This window comes from Proteus sp. Marseille-Q3619 (assembly GCF_965283115.1).
In genome coordinates this window covers 1511208-1525162 of record NZ_CBDIMP010000001.1, presented here as the reverse complement: position 1 = coordinate 1525162, position 13955 = coordinate 1511208, and the positions used below count along the sequence as shown (strand labels likewise).

At 38.1% G+C, this 13955-nt stretch carries 16 protein-coding genes; 8 read left to right on the top strand and 8 right to left on the bottom strand.

Annotated elements, in window-relative coordinates:
* Window positions 1-10: 10 nt before the first annotated feature.
* The 5 genes from ACWPWK_RS06970 to ACWPWK_RS06950 are packed head-to-tail and all read left to right on the top strand — an operon-like array spanning window position 11 to window position 3149.
* Window positions 11-757 carry a fimbrial biogenesis chaperone gene (locus ACWPWK_RS06970; protein ID WP_109372982.1) on the top strand — a complete coding sequence of 249 codons (747 nt, stop codon included), beginning with the start codon at window positions 11-13 and terminating at the stop codon, window positions 755-757.
* Window positions 758-761: 4 nt separating this feature from the next.
* Entirely contained in the window at window positions 762-1247 is a 486-nt protein-coding gene (locus tag ACWPWK_RS06965) for a fimbrial protein (RefSeq protein ID WP_109372983.1), read from the top strand.
* 16 nt (window positions 1248-1263) lie between these two features.
* Window positions 1264-1755, top strand: a complete 492-nt coding sequence (locus tag ACWPWK_RS06960; protein WP_109372984.1) for a fimbrial protein — start codon at window positions 1264-1266, stop codon at window positions 1753-1755.
* The gene (locus ACWPWK_RS06955; protein ID WP_109372985.1) at window positions 1755-2291 is read left to right on the top strand and encodes a fimbrial protein; all 537 of its coding nucleotides are present in this window, start codon (window positions 1755-1757) and stop codon (window positions 2289-2291) included. The genes ACWPWK_RS06960 and ACWPWK_RS06955 overlap by 1 nt, the downstream gene beginning before the upstream one ends.
* 6 nt (window positions 2292-2297) lie before the next feature.
* Window positions 2298-3149 carry an MrpH family fimbial adhesin gene (locus ACWPWK_RS06950; RefSeq protein WP_109372986.1) on the top strand — a complete coding sequence of 284 codons (852 nt, stop codon included), beginning with the start codon at window positions 2298-2300 and terminating at the stop codon, window positions 3147-3149.
* Between the two features lie 105 nt (window positions 3150-3254).
* On the opposite strand, the gene dhaM is transcribed toward ACWPWK_RS06950, so the two are convergent.
* The 4 genes from dhaM to ACWPWK_RS06930 form a co-directional block, all read right to left on the bottom strand.
* Window positions 3255-4703 carry a dihydroxyacetone kinase phosphoryl donor subunit DhaM gene (gene dhaM, locus ACWPWK_RS06945; protein WP_109372987.1) on the bottom strand — a complete coding sequence of 483 codons (1449 nt, stop codon included), beginning with the start codon at window positions 4701-4703 and terminating at the stop codon, window positions 3255-3257.
* A gap of 41 nt (window positions 4704-4744) precedes the next feature.
* Window positions 4745-5377, bottom strand: a complete 633-nt coding sequence (gene dhaL / locus ACWPWK_RS06940; RefSeq protein WP_109372988.1) for a dihydroxyacetone kinase subunit DhaL — start codon at window positions 5375-5377, stop codon at window positions 4745-4747.
* 29 nt (window positions 5378-5406) lie between these two features.
* Window positions 5407-6471 (bottom strand): dihydroxyacetone kinase subunit DhaK, encoded by a 1065-nt coding sequence (gene dhaK / locus ACWPWK_RS06935; RefSeq protein WP_109372989.1) that lies wholly within the window; start codon window positions 6469-6471, stop codon window positions 5407-5409.
* A gap of 272 nt (window positions 6472-6743) precedes the next feature.
* The gene (locus ACWPWK_RS06930; protein ID WP_109372990.1) at window positions 6744-7004 is read right to left on the bottom strand and encodes an ogr/Delta-like zinc finger family protein; all 261 of its coding nucleotides are present in this window, start codon (window positions 7002-7004) and stop codon (window positions 6744-6746) included.
* 503 nt (window positions 7005-7507) lie between these two features.
* Here ACWPWK_RS06930 and ACWPWK_RS06925 point away from each other — a divergent pair.
* Complete coding sequence (locus ACWPWK_RS06925; RefSeq protein ID WP_109372991.1) at window positions 7508-7843, top strand: hypothetical protein; 336 nt, start codon at window positions 7508-7510, stop codon at window positions 7841-7843.
* Window positions 7844-7906: 63 nt separating this feature from the next.
* Here ACWPWK_RS06925 and ACWPWK_RS06920 read toward each other — a convergent pair whose 3' ends face one another.
* Together ACWPWK_RS06920 and ACWPWK_RS06915 are read right to left on the bottom strand one after the other, a co-directional pair.
* Window positions 7907-8851, bottom strand: coding sequence for a diacylglycerol kinase catalytic domain-containing protein (locus tag ACWPWK_RS06920; protein WP_109372992.1), 945 nt, complete (start codon window positions 8849-8851; stop codon window positions 7907-7909).
* Window positions 8851-9870 (bottom strand): SPFH domain-containing protein, encoded by a 1020-nt coding sequence (locus ACWPWK_RS06915; protein WP_109372993.1) that lies wholly within the window; start codon window positions 9868-9870, stop codon window positions 8851-8853. The genes ACWPWK_RS06920 and ACWPWK_RS06915 overlap by 1 nt, the downstream gene beginning before the upstream one ends.
* A gap of 153 nt (window positions 9871-10023) precedes the next feature.
* Between ACWPWK_RS06915 and ACWPWK_RS06910 the strand changes: the two genes are divergently transcribed.
* Window positions 10024-10737 carry an NUDIX hydrolase gene (locus ACWPWK_RS06910; RefSeq protein ID WP_109373136.1) on the top strand — a complete coding sequence of 238 codons (714 nt, stop codon included), beginning with the start codon at window positions 10024-10026 and terminating at the stop codon, window positions 10735-10737.
* On the opposite strand, the gene aes is transcribed toward ACWPWK_RS06910, so the two are convergent.
* Window positions 10734-11702: an acetyl esterase gene (gene aes, locus ACWPWK_RS06905; protein WP_109372994.1), complete on the bottom strand. Its 969-nt coding sequence runs from the start codon at window positions 11700-11702 to the stop codon at window positions 10734-10736. The two genes, ACWPWK_RS06910 and aes, sit on opposite strands and share 4 nt — an antisense overlap.
* A 257-nt stretch (window positions 11703-11959) precedes the next feature.
* Between aes and ACWPWK_RS06900 the strand changes: the two genes are divergently transcribed.
* Window positions 11960-12376 carry a TonB family protein gene (locus ACWPWK_RS06900; RefSeq protein WP_160230682.1) on the top strand — a complete coding sequence of 139 codons (417 nt, stop codon included), beginning with the start codon at window positions 11960-11962 and terminating at the stop codon, window positions 12374-12376.
* Window positions 12377-12443: 67 nt separating this feature from the next.
* Here the strand turns inward: ACWPWK_RS06900 and ACWPWK_RS06895 are convergent, their stop codons facing one another.
* Window positions 12444-13943 (bottom strand): helix-hairpin-helix domain-containing protein, encoded by a 1500-nt coding sequence (locus tag ACWPWK_RS06895; RefSeq protein WP_109372996.1) that lies wholly within the window; start codon window positions 13941-13943, stop codon window positions 12444-12446.
* Window positions 13944-13955: the final 12 nt, after the last annotated feature.

Sequence of the window (13955 nt, the reverse complement as noted above, 5' to 3'; positions counted from 1 at the left end):
GGTGAATGAAATGAAATATATCAATACAAAAACATTTGGCGCTATCGTTACACTTTGCCTTTTTTCTCAATCCGCTTATTCCGCTATCGCATTAGATAGAACTCGTGTTTTATATAATGAAGGTGAGCGCTCAGTCAGTATGGTTTTAGAAAATGAAAATGAATCTAAACCTTATTTAGCACAGTCTTGGCTTGAGAATAGTAAAGATGAAAAAATCAATTCTCCTTTTGTGGTAACACCGCCAGTTCAGCGTATTGAAGCCGGTAGCAAAAGCCAAATTAAAATACAGGCATTACCAGCAACAAATATGTTGCCCACAGACAGAGAAAGTATTTATTACCTTAATGTTCGTGAAATTCCACCTCGTAGTGATTCTCCTAATGTTTTACAGATTGCATTACAGACAAAAATTAAAGTGTTTTATCGACCAAAAAGCATTGTTGCACCAAGCCGTTTAGAGGCTAATCCAATGGAAAAAGACATTGTGATTGAAAAACAAAGTGACCATTACAATGTGAAAAATCCGTCGCCTTATTACTTAACCATTACCAAAGTCAGAAAGAACAATACGGAAGTAAAAGACTTTGAAGCGGTGATGATTGAACCTTTTGGTCAACGTTCACTGGGAACAAAAGTGGGTGATTTAGGTGCGACACCTACCCTTGAATATCTCAATGATTTTGGTGGGCTGGTTGACTTAACATTCCAATGTCGTGGAGATATTTGTTCAGCAAATATCAAAGATAAGAAGGCGTAATATTATGCTTATATTCCGAGGTGTAATACTTTTTCTTTGTATGAGTTTTCTCGCTCCTTCTGTATGGGCTGTTTCTGGCTTTTTAAGAGTGACTGTGAGTGGGAGTGTGGAGTCACGCCCTTGCAAGATTAACGATGGTAAACCTATTGAAGTGAACTTTAATGATGTGATGACCACAAGAATAGAAAACGAAAATTATAAACAAAAAATGGATTACACCTTGGATTGTAAAACAACAGGTGACCCAAGTATGTCACTGAAATTTACTGGTGACGGCGCTGGGTTTGATACGCGTTATTTAAAAACAAGCGTGACAGATTTAGGAGTGTTATTTAAAACCGCTGACACCAATGTTTATATGACAGAGCCGTTTAAGTTTAACTATCAAACTCGACCTGAGCTTTATGCTGTACTTGTGAAAAAAAGTGGCGCCGCGCTACCAACTGGCTCCTTTACGGCGACTGCAACTATGCAGGTTTATTACAACTAACGGAGGAATAAACAGTATGCGTTATTATCCATTCCTCACGATGTTATTTTTATTTTCAATATCATCTTCACCTAGTCTAGCGAAAGATAATGAGACACAAGTGCTGATTAAAGGTAATTTATTAACGCCACCACCTTGCAAAGTGAATGACGGTAATATGATTGAGGTGAATTTTGGTCCTGTGGCGATAAAAACAATTAAAGGCTATGACCAAAAAAGAGAAATTAATTACCAAATTACCTGTGAAGAAAATTTAAATAACTGGAATATGTATTTATCAATTGATGGTAATAAAAGTAGCTTCGATCCTAATGGGCTGAGAACCAATATTAATGAATTAACCGTAAAATTTATGATGGGTGATTCCATTATTGATTTAAATAAAAAGTATTCGGTTAATTTAAATAACCCTGAAAAAATTTGGGCAGTATTGGTGAAAAAAGAAAATAGTGAACTGGTACCAGGTAATTTTACCGCGGGTGGCACCTTGTTTGTGGAGTACCAATAATGAATAAATCAATGTTATCTGGTTGTATTATTGGTGGTTGTTTATTGTTTTCATCTTCTGTCTTTGCGGCTGAAAATCTTAATATCTTTGGTTCATTAATTATCGCACCTTGCAAAGTTCTACCTGAACACTCTCAGGTTGATGTGGTATTTGATGAAATTCGCTTGGATGATATTTATAAAAGTTATTTTGAATTCGAGAAAAAGGATTTCAAAATTACTTTATCAGAGTGCGATATCTCTATTGCCAAGCAAGTGAAAATCAAATTTGAAGGGGCAACTCATAATGAACTTGCCGGATTATTAGCATTAGACGATAACGCTAATAATCCTGATTTAGGAATACAAATTACGACTAAAGAAGGTGTCCCTATCAAATTAGGTGATTACACCAGCTTATATAATATTCCTAATAATGGCATTTTTGAGCTTAATTTTATTGCTTATTTGCAAGCGACAGCAAAAGCGATCGCAGATAAATCAATTAAGCCGGGGCATTTTTCTGCTACTGCCGTGTTTTCTTTGAAATATGAGTAAAAGATAATGAAAAAAATACAGCAAATTTTAAAGTTATTAATTGTACTATGCAGTTTTTCTCTATTTAGTGTACAAGCAGGTTATTTTACTTATATTACTAAATCAGGTCCTTCTCCAGAAATTAAAGGTAATATTCGTTATGACTATGTGTTGGAATATTGGACGGAAATGGGATTTACGCCAAACCCTTGTAAAAGTTTAGGTTTGAGTGGTCGGTGTTATATTCAATTAAACCACTTCCACTCAAAACCTAATAAGGGAGGAACGGGTACTGAGCATCGAGCGAGATGGCGGTGTGATGTAGATTTACAACATTTAAGCTCTATGGCTGAAATACGCGATGTGGCTGTTAATCAATGTGGGTTGACTTTCCCTTATGTGAATTATAGTACTCATGCTGGATCTGTTACTGTTGATGAATGTATTGCTTTTTTTATGACGAGTAGTGCAACGGGAGGAAGCGGAAGAATGGTACCTGGTGGCGTATGTGGTATTGCTCCACCGCCTGAAGGTAAATGTGCATTTGTTTCTAATAATCTTACTATTTCACATGGTGTACTTGATGTGACACAAGTTGATGGTAATGAGGCGGAAGAACAATTTGCGCTCACTTGTAATGAAACTATGCCAGTAAAAATTACCAGTTCGATGGAAGATCATTTTTTAAACTTAAAACCAGATGGTAGCATCCGTTCTTTTTTAACGTTAAATGGTTCACCTGCATCAATTGGTACACAAGTTAACGCAATAATGAATGAATACACCTATGTAAGAGTGAAGTCAAAACTTCAAACTAATGGCACTCCTTCATTAGGTAACTTTAGTGGTACTACGACATTGGTATTATCAATACCTTAATAAAATTATAAGAGTCAATAATGACCTAGATTTGATAGCGTTTTTCGTTGACTTACCCGCACATTATTGTGCGGGTTTTTTTATGTGTCTAATTTGAAAAGCGGTTTATAACATTATCGGTTCAATAACTAATTCGCCCTTATTGGTATCTAATTTTAACTTTTGGGATTCAGTGACTTTTAATAGTGCGGAACCTAAATTGACTAACATCGGTAAGCGCATTTCAGCCGCGATAATGGCGCTGTGAGAGCGACTATCACCTTTTGCTAAAGCAATACCGACTAATTGACTATCAACTAATTGAATTAATGTGGAAGGAAAAAGCTCTTTTGCGACCAAAATAGCGGGTTGTGAAGGGGTAAAGCTTGGGCGAGTTTTATCTTGTAAATGGTAAAGCACTTGATTACGTAGATCACGAAGATCGAGTTCACGCGCGCGTAAATAGGGATCGGTAAGTGCGCAATACATCTGTGTTCTTTCTTGCATTTCATCCGACCAACTTTGCTGGGCACTGATCTTCTCTGCTTTGATGCGATCTATCACGCTTGTTATTAACTCATCATCATCTAACATCATGATATGACCGTTAAAAATAGCACCAATATGCTCACCTAATTTTTGGCTAGCTTTATTGGCACTCTGTTTTAGTGCTTTTAGCGTACTCTTTATTGCAAAATTAAGTTTGCCAATTTGAGCATCAATATCAATCGGTTCTGATAAGTTTTCGACGGGTGAGAGCTCTATTTCATGCCAAACAAAAGCGGGTGCTTTAATTTGAGATACAGGGGCTAAAATACCGTTTAATGTTATGGTATTAGAATCAGAAGGTAGCTCTTCACCAAAGCCATTTCGGGCAAGTTCAAGAAAAGCCGCAATCGCCTCATTTTCTTGTTCACCAGAGGCAATTAGCGTTATCTCATCGCCTTGGCGAATTTGTATTAATGAAAGCTGATTTAAACTGAGAGGATTAATACGTCTATCCCCCTTAACTAATTGATAATCAGCTTGAAAAGTAGAAAGCACCTCAACTAACGTTGCCGCCGGTCTTACGTGTAAACCATGAGGATTACGAACTACCCAACTTGCCTCTTTACCGTGAATTTTGACAGGGGCATTAATATCATTTTTAGGTTGAACGAAATTTTCACCAAGTTGGATTTTCTTTGGATATAAAGAATTTGAAGCTTCTTCAATCACTTTTTCTAGTGATGCCCCAGAAGATGCTGCTACAACTGCTGCAAGTGTACCTTCAACTAAAGGCGCAGAGCAGAGAGTGACTTTCTCAGCTAGCTCGGGATCAAGTAACTCAATCGCAGTTTCTGCACTTAAGATTGCACTGCCTAAATCCATCATCACAACAATAGATTGTGCTTGTGAAAGTGATTCTATCGCCGTCATAATTTTAACGGCATCAGTACCAATCGCATGTTCTTCATCGTTGATACCTGCGGCAACCGCAAGTTGGCAATGAGTCGGATTAAGCATCTGACTGGCAAGTTCTGCCACACCATCAGCGAGATGTTTACTATGAGAAACAATAACAATATTTATCATGGTAGACCTTTATTGGTTGCTTGTATTGGTTGCTTGGTCAGTTATGCATTAATACTATTAGCAAGAGCTTGTATCATCAGTACCACAGAAGCACTGCCAGGATCTTTATGTCCGATACTGCGCTCACCTAAGTAACTTGCTCGTCCTTTTCGAGCTTGCATCGCAATGGTGTTTTCAGCGGCTTTTTCAGCGGCAACTTGTGCTTGAGAGAGGGCTTCTTTGATAGAAAGGTTTTGTTCATTAGCGTGTTTTAATGACTCAACCACAGGCCACCAAACATCACACATGGTTTTGTCATTTGGCTCTGCTTTTCCTCGGCTTACAATGCCTTCTACACCTTCTGTTACCATTTCAACAAGTTGATTTAGTTCTAGGTTTTGCAATGAAGCTGTAGGTTTGGCTGCACGAATAAAGAAGGTACCAAATAAAGGACCACTTGCACCGCCAATATTTGAGAGCAATGTCATGCCCGTAGTTTTGAGGATAGTGCCAATATCTTGTCCTGCAAACTCAGGTAGTTTTTCCTGCACTTTTCTAAAGCCACGGTTCATATTTAAACCGTGGTCAGCATCACCAATTTCACGATCTAAATCCGTTAAATAATCACTATTTTTTTCAAACAGTAGTGCACATTGTTGTAACCAAAGAATAATTTGAGCGTGAGTTAAAGCCATTTTGTGTTCCTTTTCTTGTTATTAAAGACTTATTTCACCATCGCAGGTGTATTCACAGGGGCATCCCATAAGGTAAGTAACTCGTTATCAACTTTTAATAACGTAATTGAGATCCCTGACATATCGAGCGAAGTACAATAAGAACCAATTAAAGAACGTTCGATGGTTAAGCCAAATTTTTCACAGCATTGAGTTAAACGGTTATAAGCACCATAAAGTTCAGATTGTGGTGTGGCACCAAGGTTATTAACTAAAACAATGACGCGATCGCCAGATTTTAAAGGTTGTTTTTCCTGATTTTCCTCGATCCAAGTGCCGCTTTCACGATCCCAATTGCGTATCACTCGTTGATAGTGACCATTCTCAATCAAGGTATTAAACATGGCATCAACAGTATCATTGAGAGAGGAAAATTTACGACGGTCAATACCTGGTTCACCGTGAATACCGACACCAAACTCCATTTCATTTTCAGGTAAAGTAAAAGAAGGTTTTCCTGCGGCTGGAACGGTACAAGCTTCTAAGGCAATGCCGATAGAAAAACCATTGTTATTAATGTGATGACCTAATTTAACCAGTTTATCAAGAGAGTCTCCTCTTTCTGCTGCCGCACCCAGTAGTTTTTCTATTAAAACGGTATTGGCAACACCACGGCGTCCTGCGGTATATAAGCTATCTTTCACTGCCACGTCGTCATCAACTAATACAGTTGCGATTTTTACACCATCGTCATGAAGCAGTTCTGTCGCTGTTTCAAAGTTAAGCACATCACCGGTGTAGTTTTTCACGATCATTAAAACGCCTTCACCGCTATCAATCTCTTTGGCACAGTCATACATTTTATCAGGTGTTGGTGACGTAAATATTTCACCAGGACATGCACCATCAAGCATTCCTTTACCGACAAAACCTGCATGCATGGGTTCATGTCCGCTACCACCGCCAGACAATAGAGCAACTTTACCTTTTACTGGAGCATCTTTTCGCGTGACATAAAAAGAGGAGGGATGAAGTTTGATTTCAGGATGGGCTTTTGCAAAGCCTTGTAGTTGTTCAGATAACACATCATCAACTCGATTAATCAGCTTTTTCATCTTAAATGCTCCATTTGAAATTTGTGTTTAGTCTTCAAACCAGAAATGAGGTTTCTGGTTTGGGGGCTGACACATTATTTATTAAAGGATTGGTAAACACGGCATCAATAGGCGACGTTTGTTTTATTTAAAACATAAGAATTATTTTTATTTAGCTTAAAAATGAATCTACATCATTTATCTTTCTATAAGAATAGGTTAGTCAAATAACCTGTCAGAATGGGAGCAAGATCATAAAAATAAATGAAAAAAAGAGTGTCTGTTCGAGATGATTACATGCCTTGCAAAAGAGTAAGTGCTTTCTCTCGTTGCTCTGGAGAAAGATTTTTAATCACATCTAATAACAACGTATCTTTGTTTTTTGCACTTGGCATAAGAGTGTGACTAAACGTGAGGTTTAAAACAAAGGTATGTCCGCATTCGGGATCACGACAAGCACAATAGAGATCAGACAGCTCTTTGTGTTTACGATTACTTTTCTTTATAAGCGCTTTTTCGCCACATTCAGGACAATAAATAGTTAGGACACGCATGTTATTTTTCTCTTTGTTATCAGTTCTATCATGCTTTCTATATTAGCTTAAATTTGTATTATAACCAGTCTTATTATTGTTTTTTGATGTAAATAATTGTTTTGAAGCGATTTAAAGGCGCCAAAAACAAATAAATTTGTTTTAAATGGGTGGGTTAGTTCGGTTATTGTCGGATAAACACACATAACCGATGTTAACCGAACAAACTTACTAGCCTAAAATACAAAGTTTGTAGATAATGGCTTCACGTTAAATCATACGGAGATGAGCAACACATTGAATTTATTATTTATTTTTCTGTTGTTTTTCAGTGTGAGTAGAAAGCAATAGACAAGGATGTCTATTACAAGTTAACAAGGAAGTGAGTAAAAATACTTTTCAATAGTTGAGGACTGAGTGTGAAAGGATTTCGCATAGCGTTCAAGTGAAAAGTGTTAAAAGCTGATCTTTATAATAAAAGTCGATGAAATAAGTTTTGTCTCGAATGACTAAGGAGCTAGGTCATGTTCAACACACAAGCGTTATATGCATGGATTGCACTCATGGCGTTTAGTTTGGGTTGGATTGCTCAAGGATGGCATCGAGACAATATGACGTTAGAACAACGGATGTTAATAACGGCAATCGAAGATCAGGTGAGCATGGATGCTTGCCCTGATCTTCAACTTTTTTCTTCTTTTTTTGGCGATAAATCACTAGAACACGCTTCTTCACTTCGGTTTTCTCCGTCATATCAAGAGATGGTGAAATTGAGTTTAAATAATCAGTGTGCCAATGCTGACTTTATTACTGTGTTTAATAATACACAATGTGAAGTTGGTGGCGATTTAATTAATTGATAATTAATAGATTTATTCTGTTTTTGTCATGTCTTTATTGTTATTTATTCACCCTCATCAAGCCTAAATACGCTGACGCCCTTTAGGGCTAATCAGTTGGCCTTGTATGTCCGCGATACCAATATGTGCTATACAGCCTGCATTAAACTGTAAATAGTCATCTTCGATGCCATCAGAAAAAATAATCCCATTTTCAGGCATTAAAGATTCTAATTGTAAAGGTGAATCAGGCTCAATTGTTCCAAAGGTTAGAGCTACGCCTGTTGTTCGACTTGGAAAAGGTTCTCTCACACTAAATTGCAGCTTTTTGTCACCCCAGCTAAATCCTTGTAACAGGGGATGTGATGCTTCTCCTGTGATTGCCATCGCGCCAGCGAGAATAGATTGAAACCAACCTGTCGAGCCAAGTCCCGTAGACACAATAATTCCTGATGAAGATTGTGCTTCTTGAGCACCACTCCATTGTAAAATATAGCGTGCAGACGTGTGGCTTTTGGGGCCAATAAATAGATCATTAACGGCTAACAGTGATTGGCCATCATTGGTTGTCGCTTGTGCAAAAGTCACGGATTTAAACGGCATTTTCTGATTAATGGTATTAATCACCGTCTCTTTTAATTCACCTATTTCAAAAGGAAGTAATTTGCCATCCCACCTTGAAGGATCGGGATTAATGGCAATAATAGGCTGCCCATTAAGGTATTTCAGTGTATTGGCGACCAGCCCATCTTGACCAATCACCACCACAATATCGTGGGGTGAGAATTGATAGCTAGGTAATAAGTTTCTTTCTAATAGCTGAAAACGTCCCAATGATTTTAAAACCAGCTCTGCTTGTGTTAACTGTTTTTGATATAAGTTGTGTTCGTTGAGGTAATCCGTTACCTCAACATTGTTATGTTCTAAATAGAATTTGGCTTGTGACCACGTATTAAAACGCTCAATTAATTCCTGTAAGCGGCTTTTTCTCATCACCAGCACAAAGCGAAAATCTTCGTTACGATCCATTATTTATTGCCTTTTTTCATGAATTGGCTAAATAAATCAGGGGTGATATTTAACTCACCAATTTTCCCTGAATTCAGCGCTAAGGTTTCAAATGCCATTGCCATTAATTGCTGAGAGTCCATTTTTGCTAGTGCCATGGCTTTTAGGTTTTCAACTGGCAGTTCACGATAAGCACGCATGGTCGCTTCAATAGCATAAGCATCAGCTTCTGATTGTGTTCGCTGATTTTCAGCACTTAACGCGACCAGTTCTTTGCGTTTTGCTTCTGCATTTACTTTGGCTTCAAGGCGCTCTTTTTCAATCTCCGCCTGTTCTCGTAATAATGTGCGTTCGTTTTCTAAACGTGCTTCTTCAATTTCTTGTCGTTTACGTTGAACAGATAAGTCGGTTTCCAATTCAGCCTCTTTAATGGTGCGTTCTTGTTCTACCGAGAATTTACGACGAGCATAAATGGCATCGTCGGCTTCTTTCAGTAAGGATTCTCTTGCTTCGGCTTCGAGTGCTTTTAAGGTTTCTGGTGATGGAGTGATTGCCGCAATAGAGACATCTAAAATCGCAATACCTAATGCATCTAATGATGGGTGTTCAATTAATTGTTCCATCACCAAAGTAACTAATGATTGGCTGAGTAATAACGCTTCTCTAAGTGGTGTACTTTGGATCTTTGCTTGGATTAAGGTTTGTGCAATACGCACAACACGATCACTGAGTTTTAGTGGATCTTCTGATGCATAAGATTTGCCGTTTTTGCTCAAGTTAAAATTGAGCACTTCTGCGGCTTTTTCAGGTGTTTTGACCTGAAATGAAATTTGTCCTTGAATGCGTAAGCCCTGAAAGTCCGAGGTTTGGAAGTTGAAAATAAACGGCGCTTCTTGGGCGTTTAAAGGTAGTGCGGCAATAGAGGTTGTGGCTGAGTTATACCAAAAACTCAATCCTTTACCTTGCTGGCGAATTTTGCCGTTTACCGATTTAATAATGAATGTTGATGAGTCTGCTTTGAAATAATTTAAGTTAAACATAGGATATCTCCAGTTAGTGTCCTTATGACAATAACTGGATTGTGTCCTATCGACACTATGCTTGTCAACTGATTTAGTGTCTTTATGACAAAATTTGATTTTTTGCTGTTTAGGCTTAAAATAGTTTTATCGTTTTCTAATAAAGCTTACGCCATGAATGAACAAGATTTTTTAGCCAGTTATAACCGCCGTGATTTCCTATCCCCACTGATTACTGTTGATGCGGTACTGTTTACTTATCATGAAGAGCAGTTAAAAGTATTGTTAGTGAAAAGAGGAGAGCATCCTGAAAAAGGAAAATGGGGTTTACCTGGTGGATTTGTCGATGAAGTACAGGACAAATGCCTTGAAGATACTGTGCTAAGAAAATTAAAAGAGAAAACGGGTGTGATCCCTCCTTATATTGAGCAACTTTGTTCAGTGGGAAATAACCTGCGTGATGTAAGAGGTTGGTCTGTGACGGTCTGTTATACCGCGTTGATTGCACATCAAGTGTGTGAAGCACATATTGATACCGTGGATTCGGTAATGTGGTGTCCTATTGATGAGATTACACAACAAAGCTTAGCTTTTGATCACAATGAATTAATTACACAAGCAAGAGAGCGATTAAAGCAAAAATCACTCTATTCGATTGTTCCCGGATTTGCATTGCCAGAAGTTTTTACCTTGCCAGAGTTGCAACATGTTCATGAAATTCTGATTGGTAAAGAGATCCAGAAAAAATCCTTTAGACGACGTATCGAACAAGCTGATTTATTGATTGATACAGGAGAAAAACGGGCAGAGAGAGGACGCCCTGCAAGTCTGTATCGACTTAAAGAGGCGTCTGCGGATTATCGTTTTATTCGAAATCTTGAGTTTTAATTCTTAAGTTGTTTTACAAAGTAATGAGCGCCATCTCGAATGGCGTCATCAGCCACTTTCATCATGCGTGAGTAGTGTAAAAAGGCATGTAATGTGCCTGGATACATTTTATATTCACAAGGTGATTGATGTGCTTCAAGGGTTTTAAAGAGAGTCACGCTATCATCAATAAGTGGGTCGTATTGTGCGCTGGCGATAAAGCAAGGGGGAATATCTTGCGTTAAGTCGTTATTAAATAAGCAATAATAAGGTGCATCACGATTGCCTAACGCGGTTAAATAGGCATTATCATATTCTTCTAGATCTTGCTGGCGTAACCCATCCCATTCACCACCATAAAGCCGACGGCTGGTGGAATCACGTAAACCGTATAATCCATACCATAATAAAGCTGCACTTACCTTGCCACAGTGGATTTGTTTGTCGCGTAACCACAGTACAGTAGCAAGCGATAACATGGCTCCCGCAGAATCGCCTGCAAAACCAATGTGTTGAGTGTTAATACCGTAGTGTTCAGCATGTTGATCATAAAACTGGCAGACTTGCGCTGATTCATCAATCGCTTGTGGATAATGTGCTTCTGGTGATAGTGAGTAATCAATACCAATTACAGCACAACCTGTATAAGACGCGAGTAAACGCATAATGCGATCGTGGGTATCTAAATTCCCTAAAATAAAGCCCCCGCCATGAAGATAATAGAGTGTTGCGGGTGTTTTTTCTGTGGGTTGATAAAGGCGTGTTAGTACCTCGCCATAAGACGTGCTAACGGAAATATCTTGAATGCTAAACATTTCGGGTGCATCTGCATTCCAATAACGTCTGTCTTGATTGTAAGCAAGGCGCATAGAAGGGTAGTCATTACTTTCTGGCGCAGGTTGAGGATTATCTGCATAAAATTGCATAACTTGCTGCATTTCTGGTGAAATAAGTTCTAGTACATTGATTTTATTTTTAGTTTTCATTAGTCCCTCCAATTATCACTGTTCGGTATTGTAAATACTGGGGCTTAATAAACTGGGATCTTGATATCCAATATTGAACGTTAGCGCTAAATAGCAAGGGTGAGACGTGAATATGTGATCTGACTTTGATTTAAATAGGACGGCTGAAATATGATTAATTGCACAGTTTTTCTTAACTAAATATTTAATTGAGAATAGAAATGATAATGAGATATATTATTGTATCTTTATATTTAATCTTATTTCAGAAAAGAAAAATGAAAATAAAATTAGCTATTTTAAGTTTACTTTGCAGCACCATTTTATTAAATGGATGTGCTATTCAATCAACACAGTCGGATGTGCAATTATTGAAAGCAAAATTAGCCGATGAACCAGAGAAAATAACTCAGAGTGAAATAAATGAGTCAAATCTTACGGTTAAAAATCACCCTAAGAATTTATTACGAGTATTTCCTAATTATCCTGCAAAAGCGTATTCTCAAGGCATTGAGGGAGCGTTAAATATTAAATTTGATATTGATGAAAATGGATATGTGCAAAATATTAGGATGTTAGATTCCCCTTTAGTGGAGGTTTTTGGTTTATCGACTATTCGAGCTATGGAAAAATGGCGTTATGAGTCAGGAAAACCGACAAAAGATTTAAATTTAACAATGGAATTTAAACGTTGATTTAAAAATAGCTTATAGCAAAGAGAATAACCCACGATAAATTAAACGGATTATTCTCTCGTTATCGTTAATTTGAGACTAATTGCACCACAACCAGTCGTCCGCCTTCTTCTGTCGATAATACAAATTGCAACCCATCTGTTAGCGCAATTTTATCGCCAATGGCTATCTGTTTTTTCTCTGGCAATACCATCAATCCCTCAATACGTTCATTCACCAGCCACCATGTTGAATTGTGAAAAACGAAATAACCGACACGTTTTTTCTGTTCATCAGTAGTGCGTTCATTGGGCGCAATAAGGCGATTAACATGCCAAGGAAAGAGTGATTGATTACTCCATACCATTAAGCGGTGATCGTCAGGTCTAAAGCTACCTGCCTTGCGCGAAGAGTAGAGATTTAAAATCGGCAATTGGCCTTTATAAGGCGTATGGCAATAAGGACAAACGGGCTGTGTTTTTCCAGAAAAAACATACCATTGTTGTTCACAATTTTTATTTTGACAAGGCTGAACTAAATCTACCGTTTTGACTAATGCCGTTTCCCATTCATCAGCGGTAGGGCGTTGTGAAGGATCGTGTAATCCTGTAATAAAGGCTCTTTCAAAAAGAGGCGTTAAGTACGGCCCCATAATGGTATAAGGGATTTTTTCAGGATCAGCCCAAGGTAGCGATGAAGGTTTTACCTGATTAAGTTTTACCGCATTGCTACGATCAGTTGGGTGCTCAATAAACAATGCTTTTTCACCCATAGAGAGCGTTTCATCGCGCATTTCATCGTCAAGATCGTGAATTTTACCGCCCCGTAATGGGTGTCGATAAAACAGATACATATAGATTAATACCGCAAGTGCGTGTCTATCTGTCGTGATACTTGGCAAGATACGGTTAGGATCTTCTTTCGGTAAATGGCTGGTTTTTACTACTTCAGGCGCAATAAAGTCAGGGGTTCCCACCACATCAGGCGGATATTTACCGGGAACCACTAAACCGTCAATATCAATCACACAGGCATGACCTTGCTCAGGATCGATAAGGACGTTTTTATAGCTTAAATCACTGTGGCATAAGCCTGCTGCATGCATTCGTCGTACTGCGCGAGAGAGCAATAAACAAACTTTAAGGTAATTTAATAGATTACCTCTTTCACGAGGATCGAGAAATTTATTTTGGTTATTGGCACTTGCAAACCATTTACCTTCTTTTTCTCGACCTTTTATTGCAAGAAAGTCATTGTTTTTAGAACCATATTTAAAGAAAAAGTGGGATTGATAAGTTGGAACAACAATACCAATTTTGCCTTGATGTTCGACAACATCCGTTGGCCAGCAAAAGAGATTTTTCCAATATTCTCCACCACTTTGTTCAAAGATATTATGTCGATAAGAGCCTGTTATCATATCGATTCTATCTTTGGCTTGTGCATTCTGTTTTGTTTTATAGAAGGCAACAACGTAGGTTCGGTCAGGGGAAAAATAGACATCTTTCATTGAGCCAGAGCCAATGATCTCATTGACGTACTGAACTATTTTTCCACTTTGCGTTGTACAGGTAATGATCTCTGCCATGAAACTCACCCA